A 19439-nucleotide genomic window follows, 5' to 3' on the forward strand; every position below is an offset into this window, starting at 1 on the left:
CCGTCCTCTCCCCCGACGGCAACCAGGTGCTGCGCTACGACGCCGCGTCGATCACCGCCCCGCCGACCCCGATCGCGGTGCCCGGCCTGACGGCGCTGGCGGCCGACCGCGACGGCGGCTATCTCGGCGTCGGCCCCGGCAACCTCGTCGTCGTCGACGCGTCGGGCGCGACGCGCACCGCGAACCTCGACGCCGACTCGCCGACGGCCGTCGTGCGCGCGGCGGGCGGGCAGATCGTCGTCGGCACCGAAGACGGCCGCGTCCTCATCTTCGACGAGGACCTCGCCGAGAAGCACGACAAGCGCGACTTCGTCCGTGTCGACGCGCTCACCGCGGCGCCGGCGTCGGCCGAGGGACTCGACGACCAGGTCGTCGTCCTCGACCGCGCCCAGTCGTCGGTGACCCCGATCGACCCCGCCGACGGCGACCTCGGGCCCGCGCTGCGCGCCGGCAACGGCGCCACCAATTCCACCGTCGATCGCCACGGGCGCATCCTCGTCGCCAACACCCGCGACGGCGAGATCCTCGGCTTCTACGGTTCGCCGCTGGTCATGCGGTTCCGCTACCCGGTCGCCGACGGCCCGTACGCCGTAGACTACGACGACACCCGCAACCTGCTCTGGGTGTCGACGACGGGCAACAACGAGGTGGTGGCGTATGACCTGGCCGACGGCGAACCCTCCGAGAAGCAGCGGTTCGCGTCCGTCGTCCAGCCCGACCGCATCACGGTCGACGACAAGGGCACGGTCTACGTCCTCTCCGCGCGCGACGGTCTCCTGCAGGTCGTCCCGCAATCCGACACGCCCCTCGGCGTCGCCCCTGTCGAGCCGGGCCGGTGACGATGACCTCTGAACGACGATCGAAGAACCACCTCCCGCCGCGGCATTCACGCACCTTCGCGCGACTCGGCTCGCGCTATCCGAAGGGTTGGGAGGTCACGTCGGAGGACTTCGAGTGCATCCTGCTCCGCCTTCCTCCCGACGTCACGCGCGTGACCGCGTCGATGCGACTGGCGATCGAGGCGGAGTTCGGCGGCTGGGAACTGTCCCGGGTGCGCCTGTACTCCGACGGGACCCGCAAGGTCCTGCTCAAGCGCCGCCGCCCGCCGCGCGGCGCACGACCCCTCGACACCGACGACGGCCGAGACCCCCGGAGTGCCCAGGCATGCTGAACACCCCCGTCGCCACCAAGGCGCTGATCGCGCTGGACCGGTGGCTCTATCCCCTGCTGCTCAAGGTGTTGTTCCTGGTCGACCCGGAACGCATCCACCACATCGTCTTCGCGGCACTCCGTGTCGTCGGCCGGGTCTCGATTCTGGCCCACCCGGTCGCGAAGCTGCTCGCCCACCACGACCCGGTGCTGCGCAGGCGCGTGTTCGGGGTCGACTTCCCGGTGCCCATCGGCCTGGCGGCCGGCTTCGACAAGACCGCCGGCGCGGTCAACACGTGGGGGCAGATCGGTTTCGGCTTCGCCGAGGTCGGCACCATCACCGGGCAGGCACAGCCCGGCAACCCGCAGCCGCGCCTGTTCCGACTCCCCGCCGACCGCGCGCTGATCAACCGCATGGGCTTCAACAACCCGGGTGCCCCGGTCGCGGCGCGGCACCTCGCCGAGGTGCGCCGCGGCCCCGTGTCGATCCCGATCGGCGCCAACATCGGCAAGACGAAGGTCGTGCCCCTCGAGAACGCCATCGACGACTACCGCCTGTCGGCGCGCCTGCTCGGCCCGCTCGCCGACTTCGTGGTCGTCAACGTCAGCTCGCCCAACACGCCCGGGTTGCGTGACCTCCAGGCCGTCGACTCGCTGCGCCCGATCCTGCAGGCCGTCCAGGACGAGGTCCACGTCCCCGTCCTGGTGAAAATCGCCCCCGACCTCGCCGACGCCGACATCGACGCGGTCGCCGACCTGGCCGTCGAGCTCGGGCTCGCCGGGATCGTCGCGACCAACACCACGATCGGGCGCGAAGGTCTGCGCACCCCGGCCGAGCAGGTGGAGGCGATCGGCGCGGGCGGGCTCTCCGGCGCTCCCGTGGCCGACCGGTCCCTCGCGGTCCTCCGGCGGCTCTACGGCCGCGTGGGGGGCCGGATCGCCATCGTCAGCGTCGGCGGCATCGAGACCGTGGACCAGGCGTGGGAGCGGATCTGCGCCGGCGCCGACCTGCTGCAGGTCTACACGGGGTTCATCTACGGCGGCCCACTGTGGCTGTACCAACTCAACGCCGGGCTGGCCGAGCGGGTTCGCGCCGGCGGGTTCTCCTCGATCGCCGACGCCGTGGGCTCGGCGGCGCGCTCGGGGTCCTGACCGTACAACCGGCGATACGCCGACGGCCCGACCGGATGATCCGGTCGGGCCGTCGGCGTTCGAGAGGCCTCGGTCAGACGTTCTCGCCGGGCTGCTCGTAGGTGCCGATGATCGTCGCGCGGGCGATCGCGTGCGAGAACAGGTTGAAGCCGAGGTAGGCCGGGGTGGCGTTCTCGGGCAGGTTCAGCGACTCCACGTCGACGGCGTGGACGACGAAGAAGTAGCGGTGCGGGCCGTGCCCGGGCGGCGGCGCGGCGCCGATGTAGCGGCGCAGCGACGCGTCGTTGGTGAGCGTGATCGCTCCCTCGGGCAGGCCCGAGCCCGTCTCGTCACCCGCGCCCTCGGGCAGGCTCGTGACCGTGGCCGGGATGTCGGCGACCGCCCAGTGCCAGAAACCCGATGCGGTCGGGGCGTCGGGGTCGTAGCAGGTGACCGCGAAAGACTTGGTCTCCGAGGGAAATCCGGACCAGGTCAGCTGCGGCGAGAGATCTTCGCCGCCGGCTCCCATGATCCCGCTGACCTGGCCGTTGGCCAGTGTCGCGCCGTCGGTGAGGTTCTCCGACCTCAGCGTGAAACTCGGCAGGCTCGGAAGCGGGGAATACGGGTCGAAGGACGACGGCATCGGTTCACCTTTCTCACGTTTCACACATCGGACATGCTGCTGCCCACTCTAGGTGAGCGCTCAGCTGTGCAGGAGGAAGTGCTCGAACACCTTCGTGCCGAACAGGACCGCGTCCACCGGGACGCGCTCGTCGACGCCGTGGAACAGGGCGGCGAAGTCCAGGTCCGGCGGCAGCTGCAGCGGCGCGAAACCGAAGCACCGGATGCCGAGCTTGGCGAAGGCCTTGGCGTCGGTGCCCGCCGACAACATGTACGGCACGGTCTTGCCGTTCTCGTCGTGGGCGAGGATCGCGTTGTTCATCGCGTCGACGAGGTGCCCGTCGAAGCGGGTTTCGTACGAGTCGAGGTGGGTGATCCACTCGCGGGTCACATTCGGCCCGATCAGCTCGTCGATCTCGCGTTCGAACGCCTGCTGGCGTCCGGGCAGGACGCGGCAGTCCACGACCGCCTCGGCCTTCTGCGGGATGACGTTGGCCTTGTAGCCGGCCTTGAGCATCGTCGGGTTGGCCGTGTCGCGCAGCGTCGCGCCGATGATGCGGGCGAGGTTGCCGAGCTTGAACAGCGCCGTCTCGAGGTCGGGCGAGGTCGGGTCGAAGTCGAGGCCGGTCTCCGCGCTCACCTCGGCCAGGAACTGACTCACCGAGTCGGTCATCACGAGCGGGAAGGTGTGGCGGCCGATGCGCGCGACCGCCTCGGCGACCTCGGTGACGGCGTTGTCGGAGTGCAGGAACGAGCCGTGGCCGGCCTGGGCGTCGGCGACGAGTCGCATCCATCCGAGGCCCTTCTCGGCCGTCTCGACGAGGTACAGGCGCTTCTGGGTGCCGTCCGGGCGGTCCACGGTCAACGAGAAGCCGCCGACCTCCCCGACGGCCTCGGTGACTCCCTCGAACAGATCCGGCCGGTTCTCCACGAGCCAGTGCGAGCCCCACGCACCGCCGGCCTCCTCGTCGGCGAGGAAGGCGAAGACCAGCTCGCGCGGCGGGACCGTGCCGTCGCGCTTGAACTGCCGGGCCAGCGCGAGGGCCATGCCGGCCATGTCCTTCATGTCGACCGCCCCACGGCCCCAGATGTATCCGTCCTTCACCGCACCGGAGAACGGGTGGACGCTCCAGTCCGACGGTTCGGCGGGGACCACGTCGAGATGCGCGTGGATCAGCAGCGCGCCGCGGTCGGAATCCGGGGGTCCGGGCAGCCGCGCGAAGACGTTCCCGCGGCCTTCACGGCCCGATTCGACGTACTGTGTGGTGTATCCCACATCCTCGAGTTGCTGCGCCACCCATTTGGCGCACTCTGCCTCGCCTTTCGTGGTTTCGGGCTCGCCCGTGTTGGTGGTGTCGAACCTGATCAACTGGCTGACGAGCTCGACGACTTCCTCGGTCGCACGCTGTGAAGACACCCCTCACTCCTACGGGATTTGGGGAACACGGGCAACCTCGGTTACTGTTATCCCGCTGCCGCGAGAGGGCAGGGAGAAATCCCGCCGGATCGAGGGAGCAGAGCACAAGTCCGAGTGGCGGAATGGCAGACGCGCTAGCTTGAGGTGCTAGTGTCCTATTAACGGACGTGGGGGTTCAAGTCCCCCCTCGGACACCACAGAGAAGAACCCCGGCCCCAGGGCCGGGGTTCTCTCGTTTCCGGGAGTTCTCGGGTGTCCGGGATCAGTCCTTCAGGCCTCAGTTCGCCTCCATCGCCATCGCACGGACGTACGGCAGGTCGACGGAGTTGTCCACGAACGCCCGCAGGATGGCCCGTCGCAGACGCCGCTGAACGGCCCACTGGCCGTTGGGCTTGGTCTTGACCGTCAGGCGCAGCACGATCTGGTCGGACGCCACCTCCTGCACGCCCAGCATCTCGACCGGGCCCAGCACATCGGTGTCGTCGTCGGCGAGGGCCTGCCGGGCCGCCTCGTCGGCGACGCGCTGCGCCTCGTCGATGTCGGCGCCCGGCGCCACGGGCACGTCGACGCGGGCGACCGCGTACTCCTGGCTCATGTTGCCGACGCGGGCGATCTCGCCGTTGCGGACGTACCAGAGCGTGCCGTCGACGTCGCGCAGCGTGGTGACGCGCAGTCCCACCGTCTCGACCTCGCCGACGGCCTCCCCCAGGTCCACGATGTCGCCGACGCCGTACTGGTCCTCGAGGAGCATGAAGACCCCGGTCACGAAGTCGCGCACGAGGTTCTGCGCGCCGAAGCCGATCGCGAGGCCCACGATGCCGGCGGAGGCGATGAACGGGGCGATGTTGACGCCGAGGACGCTCAGCACCGACAGCACGACCCAGACGAGCAACACGATCGACACCGTGGACTTGAGCACCGAACCGATCGTGGCGGCCCGCTGGGCGCGCCTGGCGGCGATCTGGGCACTACGTTCCGTCGGGGCGTTTCTGGGCCGCAGAGAGCGGATCAGGGCCGCGCTGCGCGGCTTCTCGCCGTCCTTGGCTCGCGGACGGATGGCGCGGTCGACGGCGCGGTGGATCGCGTACCGCGCGACGAGCGCCGCGAGGACGTAGGCGACGATGCGGATCGGGTTCTCGACGAGCCATTCGCGGTTCGTCTCGGTCCACTCGAACGCGCGGGTGGTCACGTCCGGCATCGACAGGTCATGTGGTGATAGGTCAGGGGTCGGAGGGGTCATCTACCCGACCGTACGGACGCATCCGCTCCTGTCGAGGCGCCCGCCGCCGCGCGGGCGCCGTCAGCCGACGCGGAAGGTGACGACGCTCTGGTCGAGGATCATCCGGTCCTCTTGTGTGGAAACCGCCACACCGGGCGCCATCTTCAGCGGGACCCCGGTGCCCTCCGAGGCGTCGAAGGCGGCGGTGTCGGCGACGCGGCCGGTGATCTCGAACACGTCGGTGACGCTGGGCACGCCCTGCGAGGTGAGGAACGACGGGCCGTTCATGACGTGGACGTGCAGATGCGGGGCGACGGAGTTGCCGGTGTTGCCGACCTTGCCGATGACCTCGCCGCGCCTGACCTTGTCGCCCGGCTTGAAGCGCACCGATCCGGGCTGCATGTGGGCGTAGTTGACGTAGAAGCCGTCCCCGATGTCGAGGACGAGGTTGTTGCCGTCGGCGTCGGCGATCGGCAGGTTCGCCGGGTACTCCCCGGGCACCTGCTCGGGCAGGTCGTTGCGGCTCGCGACGACGGTCCCGTCCGCGACGGCGAGGACGTCGTCTCCGTAGATGCGGTAGCTCGCCGGGTCCTTCGGGTCGCCGACGAAGATCTTCCCGTCGGGACCGGCCTGCTCCCAGTCGACCGCATAGCGCTGTGCGATGACGGGCGAGCCGTCGAGCGGCAGCACGGCACGGGTGTGGCGGACCGCGTCGCAGCAGGCGTCGGCGGCGATGTAGTGCTCGCCGTTCAGCGGCGGGCCCAGCACCGGCACCTCGTCGTCGTCGACCTCGACCGCGGCGATCCGCTCGGTGGTCCGCCGCCGCTCCGGCGGCGCCTCGTCGGCGCGGACGTCGATCTCGTGGCTCAGACTCTTCGGGGCCTTCCCGTCGAAGGTGACGTGCAGGAACAAGACACCGTTCTGGCCGGGAGCGAGGACCGCGGAGAACCCTTCGGGCGCCCCGGGACTCGGCGCCGACGGCGCGCCGGTGGGCTTGAGCCGGGCGGCCACACCGGCCTCGTCGAGCTCCAGCATGGTCACCGACGCGCCGGCACCCTCGTCGTCGGCGTCGTGGTCGTGCCCGTCGTCCGGGTCGTGATCGCTGCCGAAGACCGTCACGCCCGCGATGGTCACCGGGGTCGGCATGAAGTTGGTGAGCGAGATCTCGTAGACCAGGTGATCCTTGCCGTCCGACCCGGGGAACGGCGTCGGTGCGAACATGACCTCGCCGACGACCGGCGTGACCACCGGGGTGGGGATCGAGGGCACCGCACCGGTCGAGGTGTCCTCGCCACTGCCGCACGCCGCGAGCAACAGTGCCGCGCACGCGCCGACCGCGACCGCCGCGCGCCTGGGCGCGAGCGCCGACGAGAAGCGACGTGCCGGCCCCCCGCCCAACGGGCCATGGCCCGACGATCGACGATCCGACGAAAGACGCCTCGGTGAAAGACGTTGTGCGATCACGGTTCCTCCGCGCAGTGGTGGCAGCCGTCGAGCGACGGCATATGTCTTGGGGAATCGTAGGGCCGAACCCGTCCGGATGCGGCGCGTAGCGGGCCAAACGGCACAATCGGGTGCATGACCCAGCGACTGTTCTTCGACTGCGACACCGGCATCGACGACTCGGTCGCGCTGCTGTATCTGTTGGCGCGCCCCGACGTCGAGATCGTCGGGATCGCGTCGACCGCGGGCAACGTGCCCGTGGACGTCGTGACGGCCAACAACCTGGCGTGGCTCGAACTGTGCGGCCGGCCCGACATCGCGGTCCACGTCGGCTCGCCCGCTCCCCTGGTCGCCGATCTGATGACCACCGAGGACACCCACGGCCCGCTCGGCGTCGGCCACGCCGAGCTGCCGACCCCGACCATCACCCCCAGCCCCGTCGACGCCGCCGACGCGTGGATCGAGGCCGCCCACGCACACGACGGCGAACTCGTCGGCCTGGCGACGGGCCCGCTCACCAACCTCGCGATCGCGATCCGCCGGGATCCGACGCTGCCGTCGCGGCTTCGGCGGCTGGTGATCATGGGCGGCGCGTTCCACGCCCACGGCAACACCACGGCGGTGTCGGAGTGGAACGTCGCGGTCGACCCGGAGGCCGCCGCGGAGGTGTTCGCGGCCTTCGGGACCGCCGGCGCCCCGGCGCCGATCGTGTGCTCCCTCGACCTGACCGAGCAGGTCGTCATGACGCCCGACCACCTCGTCCGCCTCGCCGCGGCGGCGGGGAGCACGCCGCTGGAATGCCCGGACGCCGACGACGAACGCGGGACGAGGTCGGTGGCCGACAACGAGATCGTCCGGCACCTGACCGACGCCCTGCGGTTCTACTTCGAGTTCCACCACGACCACGAGGACGGTTACTTCGCCCACCTGCACGATCCGTTCGCGGCGATGGTCGCCCTCGATCCCGGTCTGGTGGAGACGATCCCGGCGCATGTGGGGGTGGAACTGACCGGCACGCTCACGCGCGGCATGACGGTCGCCGACGAGCGGTGGATGCCCGCGGGACCCAACGCGCGCATCGCCACGGGCGCCGACGTCGACGCCGTCTTCGACGAGCTGACCGAGCGGATCGGGACATTCGCGCGATCACTCGCGCATCGCTGAACCGCACACGACAGACGTTGCGGGACTAGGGTCGACGCGTGACCCGACTCGGCTACCAGATCGCCAACTTCACCTACCCCGACGTTCCCGACGAGCAGTTGTTCGCGACGATCGTCGCGCAGGCGAAGGAGGCCGAGGCCTCCGGTTTCGACACCGTCTTCGTGATGGACCACTTCTATCAGCTGCCGATGCTCGGGGAACCCGACGATCCGATGATCGAGTGCTACACGCTGCTGTCGGCGCTGGCCCAGCACACTTCCACGGTGCGGCTGTCGTCCCTGGTCACCGGTAACACGTACCGGAACCCGGCGTTGCTCGCGAAGACCGTCACCGCCCTCGACATCGTGTCCGGCGGTCGCGCGCAGCTCGGGATCGGCGCAGGATGGTATGAGCTCGAACACGATTCGCTCGGGTTCGAGTTCGGCACCTTCACCGACCGGTTCGAGAAACTCGAAGAGGCGCTGCAGATCATCCGCGGCATGCTGGCCGGCGATCGGCCGACCCTCGACGGAAAGCGGTACCGGGTGCGCGAGGCCCTCAACGTGCCCGCGCCGCTGTCGACGATCCCGGTGATGATCGGCGGCGGCGGCGAACGCAAGACGCTGCGGATGGTCGCGCAGTACGCCGACGAGTCGAATCTGCTGTGCCCGCCGGCCGACATCGCCCGCAAGCTCGCCGCCCTCGACGAGCACTGCGAGCGGCTCGGACGGGATCGCTCGGAGATCACCGTGACCGTGCAGACCTACGTGTGCATGGCGCCCACCCACGACGAAGCGGTCGCCGAGTTCGAGGAGTACGTGCGGCGCACGCCGGCGGCCGAGGTGCGTCGCGGGCAGATGATCATCGGCGACCCCGACGAGGTCGCCGCGCGCTACGCCGAGATCCTGGCCGCGGGAGTCGACGGCTTCACCGTCAACGCGGCCGCCAACGGCCAGGTGCCGGGCCGGGTCTCACTTCTCGGCGAGACGCTGGCACCGCTGCTGGCCTGACGCAGGGCGAGCCGCCCCGCCGGAGCCCGGAACCGGATGCTCTCAGCGCCGGTCGAAGGCGTCGACGATCCGCTGGGCGGCCAGCGCCGGCGTCAGCGTGCCCTCGCGCACCCGCTGCTCGACGTCGTCGCGGATCTCGGCCACCGCCGGCGACTCGTGCAGGCGCGAAAGCACGATGTCGTGCACCATCGACCACGTCCAGTCGATCTGCTGCCGGTTGCGCCGGGCGTCGAACTCGCCGGCCTCCCGCAGCGTCTTGTTGTGCTGGAGGACGGCCTTCCAGAACTCGTCGACGCCGGTGTTCTCCATCGCCGACATCGTCAGCACCGGCGGCGTCCACAGCGCGTCGTGCGGGTACATCAGGTGCAGCGCGTTGCGCAGCTCCCGGGCGGCGGCCTTCGCCTCGTTGACGTGCTTGCCGTCGGCCTTGTTGACCACGATGACGTCGGCGAGCTCGAGGACGCCCTTCTTGATGCCCTGCAGCGAGTCACCGGTGCGGGCCAGCGTCAGGAAGGTGAACGTGTCGACCATGTTGGCGACGGTCACCTCGGACTGGCCGACGCCGACCGTCTCCACCAGCACGACGTCGAAGCCGGCCGCCTCGACGAGCACGATCGACTCGCGGGTCGCCTTCGCGACACCGCCGAGCGTGCCCGAGGTCGGGGACGGGCGGACGTAGGCACGGGGGTGCGACGACAGTCGCCCCATCCGGGTCTTGTCGCCGAGGATCGACCCCTTCGTCCGCGTAGAACTCGGGTCGACGGCCAGCACCGCGACCTTGTGGCCGAGTTCGATGAGGTGCATGCCGAGCGCCTCGATCGTCGTCGACTTGCCGACACCGGGCACGCCGGTGATCCCGACGCGGAACGAGTTGCCCGCGTGCGGGGTCAGCTTCAGGAGCAGCTCCTGCGCGGCGGCCCGGTGGTCGGCACGTTTCGACTCCACCAGCGTGATCGCCCGCGCCAGGTCGGCGCGGCGATCGGCCAGCACGGCCTCGGCCATGGCATCGACGTCGACCTGACGCCGAGGTCGGTCGGCCATCAGTTCGCGGACGTACCGGCGTCGGACAGGTCGAGATCCAGCCCGAGCTGGTCGGACAGCTTGCCGATGAGCTCCACGGCCGAGTCGGCGATGACCGACCCGGGCGGGAAGATCGCCGACGCGCCGGCGGCATACAGCTCGTCGAAGTCGCCCGGCGGGATGACGCCGCCGACGACGATCATGATGTCGTCGCGGCCGACCTCCTCGAGCGCCTTCTTCAGGGCGGGGACCAGGGTCAGGTGACCGGCTGCCAGCGACGACACGCCCACCACGTGCACGTCGTTGTCGGCGGCCTGCTGGGCCACCTCCTCCGGCGTGGCGAACAGCGGGCCCACGTCGACGTCGAAGCCGAGGTCGGCGAAGGCGGTCGCGATCACCTTCTGGCCGCGGTCGTGACCGTCCTGGCCCATCTTCGCGACCAGCACGCGCGGCTGGCGGCCCTCGGCGTCGGCGAACTTGCGCACCGCCTCCATGGCCGCGTCGATGTTGCTCACCTCACCCGCCTCGTTCCGGTAGACGCCGCTGATGGTCTTGATCTCCGCCTGATGGCGGCCGTAGACCTTCTCGAGCGCCTCGGAGATCTCGCCGACCGTCGCCTGGTGGCGAGCGGCCTCGATGGCCAGGGCCATCAGGTTGTTCTCCATGCCGCCCTCGCTCGACGCCGCAGCGCGGGTCAGGTCGGCGAGCGCACGCTCCACGGCAGCCGAATCACGCTGAGCGCGAAGGGTCTTCAGCTTCTCCAGCTGCTCGGCGCGCACCTTCGAGTTGTCGACCTTGAGGACCTCGATCTCCTCGTCGTCGGCGACCTGGTACTTGTTCACGCCGATCAGCGGCTGCTGGCCGGAGTCGATGCGGGCCTGGGTGCGGGCCGCGGCCTCCTCGATGCGCAGCTTCGGCAGGCCCTCGTTGATGGCCTGCGTCATGCCGCCGGCCTCTTCGACCTCGCGGATGTGCTTGCGCGCCTTCTGCGCGAGCTGATGGGTGAGCCACTCGACGTAGTTCGAGCCCGCCCACGGGTCGATCGGCCGCGTGGTGCCCGACTCCTGCTGCAGCAGCAGCTGGGTGTTGCGCGCGATGCGGGCCGAGAAGTCGGTCGGCAGCGCGATCGCCTCGTCGAGGGCGTTGGTGTGCAGCGACTGGGTGTGGCCCTGGGTCGCGGCCATCGCCTCGACGCAGGTGCGGGCGACGTTGTTGAACACGTCCTGCGCGGTCAGCGACCAGCCCGAGGTCTGCGAGTGGGTGCGCAGCGACAGCGACTTCGGGTTCTTCGGCCCGAACTCGGCGACGAGCTCGCTCCACAGCAGGCGAGCGGCGCGGAGCTTGGCGACCTCCATGAAGAAGTTCATGCCGATGCCCCAGAAGAACGACAGGCGCGGCGCGAACTTGTCGATGTCCAGACCGGCGTCGAGGCCGGCGCGGATGTACTCGACGCCGTCGGCGAGGGTGTACGCCAGCTCCAGGTCGGCGGTCGCGCCCGCCTCCTGGATGTGATAGCCGGAGATCGAGATCGAGTTGAACTTCGGCATCTTCTGGCTGGTGTACTCGAAGATGTTCGAGATGATCCGCATCGACGGCTTCGGCGGATAGATGTAGGTGTTGCGGACCATGAACTCTTTGAGAATGTCGTTCTGGATGGTCCCCGCCAGCTTCTCCGGCGGCACACCCTGCTCCTCGGCCGCGACGACGTAGAGCGCCAGGATCGGCAGCACCGCACCGTTCATCGTCATCGACACCGAGACGTTGCCCAGGTCGATGCCGTCGAAGAGCTGGCGCATGTCGAGGATCGAGTCGATCGCCACACCGGCCATGCCGACGTCACCGGCCACGCGCGGGTGGTCGGAGTCGTAGCCGCGGTGGGTCGCGAGGTCGAAGGCGACCGACAGGCCCTTCTGGCCGGCGGCCAGGTTGCGACGGTAGAAGGCGTTCGACTCGGCCGCGGTGGAGAAGCCCGCGTACTGGCGGATCGTCCACGGCTGGTTGACGTACATCGTCGGGTACGGGCCGCGGATGAACGGCGCCTGGCCCGGCACCGAGTCGAGCGGGTACGGGTGCTCCGGGTCGTCGAGCACCGAGTTGCGGTCGGCCCGCGTGTAGACCGGCACGACGTCGATCTGCTCGGGGGTGTTCCAGGTGACCTGGTCGACCGTGTAGCCGTGTGCGGCGGCCAGCTCCTCGGCGACCTTCACGCCCGGGCCGGTGGGCTCGGGGGTCACCTCGGGGGTGAGATCGACCCCGGCGAAGCTCGGGATCGCCTGTGTGGGTTCGGTCTGCGTCATGCCGTCGCTCCCGTCGAGGTCAGCTGGTCGAGGAGTCCACCGAGGGTGCTCACGGCATCGATGCCGATGCGCAGCGAACCGTCGGGACGATCATCTGATTCGGGCCATTCCTTCTCCGGGCCGGCCAGCAGGACCGTCGACAACCCGGCGGCGCGAGCGGCGGCGAGAGCGGCCGGGCCGTCCTCGGCATAGCGCGCCTTGGTGCCGCAGATGACGGCGATCGGGGTCTTCGCCCCGGCCACGGCCTCGGCGATCCGGTCCGTGGTGAGCGGACCCGGATTGACGGCGGTGATGCCGCCGGCGCCCAGGAAGTTGGTCACGAAGGTGGTGCGCCCGTTGTGCTCGGCGATGCTTCCCAGCGGGATCAGCAGCACCGACGGGCGGGCGCCGGTCTCGGCGAGCACGACGTCGGAACGGTCGCGCAGCGCCTCGAAGGCGCGGCCGACGCGGGCCAGCTTCGGCGTCCCGGTCTCGATGTCGGTGACCCCCGCCGCGGTGGCACCCGGGCCCTCGGCCAGCGCGCGCTCGTCGATGTTCGGGAACTCGTTGACACCGGTGACCGCGAAGCGACGGTGCGCGACCTCCTCGTCGCGGTGGGCCAGCGCGGCGTCGACCTTCTCGGCGATCCAACCGCTCGCGAGTGCGGCACGGTAGCCGCCGGCGGCCTCGACCTCGGTGAACACCGACCACGCGTGGTCGGCGAGGTCGTCGGTGAGCGACTCGACGAACCACGAGCCGCCGGCCGGGTCGAGGACGCGGCCGATGTTGGACTCCTCGAGGAGCAGCAGCTGGGTGTTGCGCGCGATGCGCCGCGAGAACGACGGGCTCGAGGTGCGCTTGTCGGCGGGGATCGCGACGTCGTACGGCAGGACCGTGAGCTGGTCCGCACCGCCGACACCGGCGCCGAAGGCGGCGATCGTGCTGCGCAGCATGTTCACCCACGGGTCGCGCTGGGTGTACATCGACAGGTCGGTGACGGCGTGGGTGATCGCGGCACCGGCGTCCGGCGCGCCGAGGACCTGCGCGATGCGGGCCCAGATCTTGCGCAGCGCGCGGAACTTGGCGATGGTCGCGAACTGGTCGTCGTCGGCGGAGACGCCGAAGACGATCTGGCCGAGCGCGGCCTCGACCGTCAGGCCGGCGGCGGCGAGATCGCGCAGGTGCGCGACGGCGGCCGCGGCGACCAGACCGAGTTCGAGCGCGTTGTCGGCGCCCGCGGTCGCGAAATCGCTGCCGTCGACGCGGAACGCGCGCACGCCGGCGGGCAGGCCCGACGCGGCGAGGGCGGTCGCCTCGTCGGCGTCGACCGTGGGACGGCCGGAGAACGCGGCGGTCAGCGGCGAGAGACCGAACGAGAGGGTGGTGGCCGCGGTCGGCTCGGCCGCGACGGGAGCGGCCTGGGCCTTCTCCTTCAGGGCGAGCAGCTCACGGGCGGCGGCGATGCCCTCCGCGCCGGCGTCGAGCGTGACGGGCACGAGGTCCAGGTAGACGCCGCGCAGCACGGTGGCCAGATCGGCGACGCCGAGCGCTCCGCCCGGTTTGCCGACCGACAGCCAGAGTCCGCTGGCGCCGTTGGCCATCGCCTCGAGGACGAGTCCGTTGACGTCGGCCGCGCCGGTCGCGTCGTCGCCGAACCGCTCGGTGACGCGCCATCCGGCGGTGACGTCACGCTTGGGGTCGGCGCCGCGGACGAACGGGAACCGGCCGGGCAGGCCGGGCTCGTCGGTCTCGTCGCGACGCGTGTACAGCGGCCGGATCGTGAGCCTGTCCTCGGTCGTGGTCGAGAGCAGGGCCTCCGGGGTGTCGGGGAGCTCGTCGACCTCGACGCGTCGCGCCTTGGCCAAGACGGCCGCGGCGGACTTCGACCATGCCTGGTAGGCCTGGTCGATGTCGGTCCTGTCGAGATCCGACCCGGAACGGGACTGGTCAGTTTGCTGTGGCATGTGGGGAAGCACACCTCCGTGAGTGCTCTGTGCGAGCGCGTACACGACCTTAGCCGATCGCTCGCTCGGCCCGACAACGCGGTCTGCGTGACCTACGCCACCCCTCCGGAGCCGGTGTGAGCGGCGCGGCCCCCTCGCTCACCGAATCCGTTCCCGCTCACACCGTTCGCGTGAGCGGGAACGGATCGTGTGAGCGTCGATCGAGGCCGCCCGGCCGGCCGCGGGTCGCAGAGTAGATTGACTGGGTGCCCGAGCCAGCCCCCGTCGAGGAGAGGACGACCGGACCGGGGTCGCCCGCCCCGGCGTCCGGTCGTCGCGTCCGCTTCGACAAGCGGGTGGTGCGCCGCGCCCTGATCGCCATGGCGGTCGTCGTGGCGGTGCTCGTCGGCTCGTATCTGATGCCGCTCCCCTCGATCGCCAGCGTCCGGGCGTGGGGCGACGACCTGGGACCGGCATTCGTGTGGGCGTTCTTCGCCGCCTACGCCGTGGTCACGATCTTCCCGATCCCCCGGTCGACCTTCACGGTGATGTCGGGGATCTTCTTCGGTCCGCTGGTCGGTTTCGTCGGGGCGATGATCGCGTCGACGATCGCGGCGGTCGCGGCGTTCGGCCTGGTCCGCGCGCTCGGACGCGATCGTGTCCAGCCGTTCCTGAAGAAGCCGGTGGTGCGCACCGTCGACTATCGGCTGCAGCGGCGCGGCTGGCTCGCGGTCGGGTCGTTGCGGCTCATCGCCGCGTGCCCGTTCTCGGTGGCGAACTACTGCTCTGCACTGTCCTCGGTGCGCGCACTCCCCTACACGGTGGCGAGCGTCCTGGGCATGGCGCCGGGCACCGCCGCGGTGGTCATGCTGGGCGACTCGCTCACCGGCGACACCCATCCGCTCCAGCTGGTGGTGAGCGGCGCCCTCTTCGCGATCGGCATCGGCGGACTCGTCCTCGACGCGCGGCTCCCGGTCTCCACGCCGGCCACGGCATCCGCGGACGACGCTGCGAACGACAAGTCCTGAGGCCTGTTTCGCCCGGATCAAGGCCGAACTCTTGATCAATCCAGTCCTGGAGCTTGATCTTTCCAATTCAAGTATCTAGCCTTGAGTGATGTTCGTCATGACGGTGGACCAGCGCGGCAGTCGCAAGGACGTCGACCGGGTCGAGGACCTGCTGTCCACACTGGCCGGCACCGACACGGTACGACCCTTCGAGCGGACCGCGGGTGACGAGATCCAGGCCGTCCTCGACGACCCGGCAGTGTGTGCGCAACTCGCCGTCGGCCTGGCCGCCGACGGGCACTGGAGCGTCGGGATCGGCACCGGCGACGTGGAAGTGCCACTCCCCGAGTCCACGCGGGCCGGTCGCGGTGCCGCGTTCATCCATGCCCGTGATGCCGTCGAGGCGGCCAAACGCGGGCGGATCCCGTTGTGCGTCCGCGGCCCCGACCCCCGGTGGTGTCGACATGCGCAGACCGCCGGACGGCTGATCGCCGACGTGATCGCCGGCCGCAGCGACGCCGGGGCCGAGGCGGTCGCGCTCATGCGGCGCGGCCTGACCCAGGTCGAGGCGGCCGCCGAGCTCGGGATCTCGCCGCAGGCGATGAGCCAACGCCTCCGCACGGCGGGCTGGGACCTCGAGGCCGACTCCCTCGACCTGCTCGCGGACACACTCGCCGAGGCCGACCGGGCCGCGACCGGAGGAGCCGCACGATGACCGCTGCCGCGCTGACGCTCTTCGTGCTGACGGCACTCGCTCCGGTGGCCTGGCTCGCCGCCGATCGCGCGACCCGCGACCGCCATCTGTTCGGGCTGCTCCCCTCGACGGTTGCGTCGCTGCTGCGGGTCGTCGGACTCGCGATGCTTGCCGGCCTCGCCTCGGCGACGGCGATCGTCGCGACGGCGGCCGGCCCCGCCACGGGATTCTGGGCACATGCGGCACCGGTGATCGCGGCGGCGGCCGCGGTGACCGGCGGCGGACCGATCGTGCGGGCGGTGCTCGCGCTGGGCGGCGTACGCCCGGCACCGGCGGCCGACGACAGCGCCGACGAGGACCCCGAGTCGACCACCGAGGTCGGCCCCCTGCGCGGCGGTCGCGTCATCGGGTATCTGGAACGCCTCGCGGTGGTCTCGACCCTGATGGCGGGTTGGCCCGAGGGCCTCGCGATCATCCTCGCGGTGAAGGGCCTCGCCCGCTATCCGGAGCTACGCGCGCCGCAGGCGTCGGAGCAGTTCATCATGGGCACCTTCGTCTCGGTGCTCTGGGCGATCGGCATGGCCGGCATCGAGCACCTCCTCACGAACTAGCGGTCTCCGCCGGGGTACGGGTCCTGCGTGGGCGAACCGGGATCATACGACTGCGGGGTGCCGGCGCCCTGGCCGTACGGCTGTTGTGCGTAGGACCCCGCAGGGGTGGACGGACCGGGCTCGGCCGAATGGCGACCGGCGTCGAGCGTGGCCTGGTCCGGAGCGGGCGACGTGGCGAGCTCGGGGGCGACCGGCGTGCGCGCGACCGCCTCCGCCTCGGCGACGGCCTGCGCGACCTCCGGGTCCGGGGCGAGCGAGAACCAGTCCTCGGTCTCGGTCTCGTCGACGGCCGACGGCTCGGACTCCGACGGCTGGTAGCGGAACACCCCGTCGTCGCCCTGGACGCCGAAGGACTTCGCGAAGGACTGCAGTGCCGAACCGAAGTCGCTCGGCACCACCCACACCTTGCTGCCCTCCCCCTTGGCCATCTCGGGCAGCTGCTGCAGGTACTGGTAGGCGAGCAGTTCCGGGGTCGGCTTGGCGGACTTGATCGCCGCGAAGGTCTTCTCGATGGCCTTGGCCTCGCCCTGTGCCTGCAGGTAGGCGGCCGCGCGGTCGCCCTGGGCCCGCAGGATGCGCGACTGGCGTTCGGCCTCGGCGGCGAGGATCGCCGCCTGCTTGGCGCCCTCCGCGGCCAGGATCTGCGACTGCTTGTTGCCCTCGGCGGTCTTGATGGCCGACTCGCGCTGGCCCTCCGCGGCGAGGATGGTCGCCCGCTTCTCGCGGTCGGCCTTCATCTGCTTCTCCATCGACTCCTGGATCGACGGCGGCGGCATGATCGACTTCAGCTCCACCCGTGCCACGCGCAGACCCCAGCGTCCGGTCGCCTCGTCGAGCACGCCGCGCAGCTGCGCGTTGATCGAGTCGCGGGAGGTGAGGGTCTGCTCGAGGGTCATGCCGCCGACGACGTTGCGGAGCGTGGTGACCGTGAGCTGCTCGACGCCCTCGACGTAGTCGTCGATCTCGTAGACCGCGGCCCGCGGGTTGGTCACCTGGAAGTAGACGACGGTGTCGATGGACAGCGTCAGGTTGTCCTCGGTGATGACCGGCTGCGGCGGGAAGGACACCACACGCTCACGGATGTCGACCCGGGCGCGGATGCGGTCGATGAACGGCAGCAGCAGCGTCAGCTGACCGGAGACCGTCCGGGTGTAGCGGCCGAGGCGTTCGATGACCGCCGCCTCCGCCTGCGGGATCAGCGCGATGGATTTCGCGAGCACCACCGCCACGAAGAGGATCAGGAGTATCACGACCACCAGGCCGAAGGTCTCCAAGCTGTTCATCGATCACCTTTCTCGCGTGCGGGTCGAGCAGGTCGGGTGGTCGCCGCGCTCAGGGCGCGCCGCGGGTCGCCGGGTCGTCGGGCCGGCGGTTGGGGGTCCGGTGTCCGGGGTTCGACATCGGGCGATTCGACAGCTGCAGGATCATCACGGCCGCCACACGACCGCGGTGGCGCCGTCGATCTCCACGACGGTCACCTCGGTTCCGGGTTCGATCACCTGCGCCGGGTCCATCGCACGGGCCGACCAGATGTCGCCGCCGATCTTCACCCGGCCGTCGGAGCCGTCGACCTTCTCGGTGACGACGGCGTGCTGCCCTTCGAGCGCCTCGGTGTTCATCGGCACCGGCGGGCGGTTGAGCATGTGCCGCTTGGCCACCGGACGGACCGCCACCAGCAGCAGCAACGACACCGCGGCGAACACCAGGCCGTCCACCCAGATCGGCGGCTCGAACACGAAATCGGTCCCTGCCGCGGCGAGGGCTCCGCCGGCCAGCATGAGCAGCACCAGTTCGCCACCGAACAACTCCGCGACCATCAGGACGATCGCGGCGGCCAGCCACAGCAGGGCACTCATGTCCCCAGTCTGCCAGAGACGGCCGAGGCTTCCGGGCCGGTCAGCTCCGCTCGTCGGCGGCGGTCACGAAGTCGATGAGCTCCTCGACCGAGCGCAGAAGCGGGACCTCGAGATCGCGGAAGCTGCTGACACCGCCGAGGACCCGGCGCCAACCGTCGCGCGGATCGCCCCAGCCCAGTGCCTCGCACACGCCCGTCTTCCAATCCGTGCCCCGCGGGATCCGCGGCCACGCGTCGATCTTCACCGACGCGGGCTTCACCGCCTCCCACACGTCGATGTAGGGGTGGCCGCAGACGAGGACGTGCTCCCCGACCTCGGCGGTCAGGTTGGCCTCCTTGGACCCGGCCACCAGATGGTCGACGAGGACCCCGGCCCGGCGATGTGGCGCCGGCTGGAACTCGGCGAGGGCGTCGGCGAGGTTGTCGAGGCCGTCGAGGCTCTCGACCACCACGCCTTCGGCGCGCAAGTCGTCACCCCACACCCGCTCGAGCAGGGTCGCGTCGTGCACGCCCTCGACGAAGATGCGGCTCGCCCGTGCAGTCCGCGCCCGCGTCTTGGGAGCCGCGCGCGAACCCGACGCCGTCATCGCCGGCCGCTGCGGCCCGCGGACGCGAGGACGGACCAGGGTCACCGGACGGCCGTCGATGAGGAAGGCCCCGGGATGCATGAGGAACACGCGCGTACGCCCGTGACGGTCCTCGAGGCGCACCATGTCCCCGGAATAGCTCTTCTCCAGGCCCACGACCGCGCCGCAGAATCCGGTGGCGGCGTCCTCGACGACAAGGTCGCGTTCCGCGGCGACCTCCGGAGGACGCGGCTTGGCCCGCCTGGGCTGGGAGAGCACGTCGCGCCCGTACCGGTCATCCATTCCGACCATCACCTCGTTCACCACTGGAGAC

The 19439-nt window shown here is 70.5% G+C and carries 18 protein-coding genes and 1 tRNA gene; 9 read left to right on the forward strand and 10 right to left on the reverse strand.

Features of this window, described 5'->3' with window-relative positions; translation table 11 throughout:
• The 3 genes from GP2_RS05380 to GP2_RS05390 all read left to right on the forward strand — a co-directional run.
• The coding region (locus GP2_RS05380) for a YncE family protein (protein ID WP_006899463.1) at nucleotides 1–839 on the forward strand (839 nt) is incomplete at its 5' end.
• 2 nt (nucleotides 840–841) lie between these two features.
• Nucleotides 842–1171 carry a DUF5703 family protein gene (locus GP2_RS05385; RefSeq protein ID WP_006899464.1) on the forward strand — a complete coding sequence of 110 codons (330 nt, stop codon included), beginning with the start codon at nucleotides 842–844 and terminating at the stop codon, nucleotides 1169–1171.
• On the forward strand, nucleotides 1165–2301 hold the full coding sequence (locus tag GP2_RS05390) for a quinone-dependent dihydroorotate dehydrogenase (protein WP_006899465.1): 1137 nt from the start codon (nucleotides 1165–1167) through the stop codon (nucleotides 2299–2301). The genes GP2_RS05385 and GP2_RS05390 overlap by 7 nt, the downstream gene beginning before the upstream one ends.
• Nucleotides 2302–2374: 73 nt before the next feature.
• Here GP2_RS05390 and GP2_RS05395 read toward each other — a convergent pair whose 3' ends face one another.
• Nucleotides 2375–2923, reverse strand: a complete 549-nt coding sequence (locus GP2_RS05395) for a YbhB/YbcL family Raf kinase inhibitor-like protein (protein ID WP_006899466.1) — start codon at nucleotides 2921–2923, stop codon at nucleotides 2375–2377.
• 60 nt (nucleotides 2924–2983) lie between these two features.
• The gene (locus tag GP2_RS05400) at nucleotides 2984–4318 is read right to left on the reverse strand and encodes a M20/M25/M40 family metallo-hydrolase (RefSeq protein ID WP_006899467.1); all 1335 of its coding nucleotides are present in this window, start codon (nucleotides 4316–4318) and stop codon (nucleotides 2984–2986) included.
• Between the two features lie 108 nt (nucleotides 4319–4426).
• Between GP2_RS05400 and GP2_RS05405 the strand changes: the two genes are divergently transcribed.
• Nucleotides 4427–4515: transfer RNA gene (locus GP2_RS05405), tRNA-Leu, on the forward strand.
• A gap of 80 nt (nucleotides 4516–4595) precedes the next feature.
• Here the strand turns inward: GP2_RS05405 and GP2_RS05410 are convergent.
• Together GP2_RS05410 and GP2_RS05415 are read right to left on the reverse strand one after the other, a co-directional pair.
• The gene (locus tag GP2_RS05410; protein ID WP_006899468.1) at nucleotides 4596–5516 is read right to left on the reverse strand and encodes a mechanosensitive ion channel family protein; all 921 of its coding nucleotides are present in this window, start codon (nucleotides 5514–5516) and stop codon (nucleotides 4596–4598) included.
• A gap of 102 nt (nucleotides 5517–5618) precedes the next feature.
• Nucleotides 5619–6935 carry a M23 family metallopeptidase gene (locus tag GP2_RS05415; RefSeq protein WP_006899469.1) on the reverse strand — a complete coding sequence of 439 codons (1317 nt, stop codon included), beginning with the start codon at nucleotides 6933–6935 and terminating at the stop codon, nucleotides 5619–5621.
• A 180-nt stretch (nucleotides 6936–7115) separates the two neighbouring features.
• On the opposite strand from GP2_RS05415, the gene GP2_RS05420 reads away from it, so the two are divergent.
• Nucleotides 7116–8144 (forward strand): nucleoside hydrolase, encoded by a 1029-nt coding sequence (locus GP2_RS05420; RefSeq protein ID WP_006899470.1) that lies wholly within the window; start codon nucleotides 7116–7118, stop codon nucleotides 8142–8144.
• A gap of 38 nt (nucleotides 8145–8182) precedes the next feature.
• A complete protein-coding gene (locus GP2_RS05425; RefSeq protein ID WP_006899471.1) occupies nucleotides 8183–9133 on the forward strand; it encodes a TIGR03560 family F420-dependent LLM class oxidoreductase in 951 nt (316 codons plus the stop codon).
• Between the two features lie 42 nt (nucleotides 9134–9175).
• Here GP2_RS05425 and meaB read toward each other — a convergent pair whose 3' ends face one another.
• From meaB to GP2_RS05440, 3 genes are read right to left on the reverse strand one after another with little or no spacing between them, the layout of a single operon-like run.
• Entirely contained in the window at nucleotides 9176–10174 is a 999-nt protein-coding gene (gene meaB, locus GP2_RS05430) for a methylmalonyl Co-A mutase-associated GTPase MeaB (RefSeq protein ID WP_040526479.1), read from the reverse strand.
• A complete protein-coding gene (gene scpA / locus GP2_RS05435) occupies nucleotides 10174–12450 on the reverse strand; it encodes a methylmalonyl-CoA mutase (protein WP_006899473.1) in 2277 nt (758 codons plus the stop codon). The genes meaB and scpA overlap by 1 nt, the downstream gene beginning before the upstream one ends.
• Nucleotides 12447–14393, reverse strand: coding sequence for a methylmalonyl-CoA mutase family protein (locus GP2_RS05440; protein ID WP_006899474.1), 1947 nt, complete (start codon nucleotides 14391–14393; stop codon nucleotides 12447–12449). Before GP2_RS05440 ends, scpA begins: the two co-directional genes overlap by 4 nt.
• Nucleotides 14394–14638: 245 nt before the next feature.
• On the opposite strand from GP2_RS05440, the gene GP2_RS05445 reads away from it, so the two are divergent.
• From GP2_RS05445 to GP2_RS05455, 3 genes are all read left to right on the forward strand, one after another.
• Entirely contained in the window at nucleotides 14639–15400 is a 762-nt protein-coding gene (locus GP2_RS05445) for a TVP38/TMEM64 family protein (RefSeq protein WP_006899475.1), read from the forward strand.
• Nucleotides 15401–15488: 88 nt separating this feature from the next.
• Nucleotides 15489–16094, forward strand: a complete 606-nt coding sequence (locus tag GP2_RS05450) for a helix-turn-helix transcriptional regulator (protein WP_040526484.1) — start codon at nucleotides 15489–15491, stop codon at nucleotides 16092–16094.
• On the forward strand, nucleotides 16091–16684 hold the full coding sequence (locus GP2_RS05455; protein ID WP_006899477.1) for a hypothetical protein: 594 nt from the start codon (nucleotides 16091–16093) through the stop codon (nucleotides 16682–16684). Before GP2_RS05450 ends, GP2_RS05455 begins: the two co-directional genes overlap by 4 nt.
• Here the strand turns inward: GP2_RS05455 and GP2_RS05460 are convergent.
• The 3 genes from GP2_RS05460 to GP2_RS05470 all read right to left on the reverse strand — a co-directional run bounded on the left by GP2_RS05460 (nucleotide 16681) and on the right by GP2_RS05470 (nucleotide 19408).
• A complete protein-coding gene (locus GP2_RS05460) occupies nucleotides 16681–17967 on the reverse strand; it encodes an SPFH domain-containing protein (protein WP_006899478.1) in 1287 nt (428 codons plus the stop codon). The two genes, GP2_RS05455 and GP2_RS05460, sit on opposite strands and share 4 nt — an antisense overlap.
• A gap of 144 nt (nucleotides 17968–18111) precedes the next feature.
• Nucleotides 18112–18540, reverse strand: a complete 429-nt coding sequence (locus tag GP2_RS05465; RefSeq protein WP_006899479.1) for an NfeD family protein — start codon at nucleotides 18538–18540, stop codon at nucleotides 18112–18114.
• Between the two features lie 40 nt (nucleotides 18541–18580).
• A complete protein-coding gene (locus GP2_RS05470) occupies nucleotides 18581–19408 on the reverse strand; it encodes a DUF3097 domain-containing protein (protein WP_040526495.1) in 828 nt (275 codons plus the stop codon).
• Between the last annotated feature and the right edge of the window lie 31 nt (nucleotides 19409–19439).

The sequence above is a fragment of the Gordonia paraffinivorans NBRC 108238 genome (assembly GCF_000344155.1).
GTDB lineage: Bacteria > Actinomycetota > Actinomycetes > Mycobacteriales > Mycobacteriaceae > Gordonia > Gordonia paraffinivorans.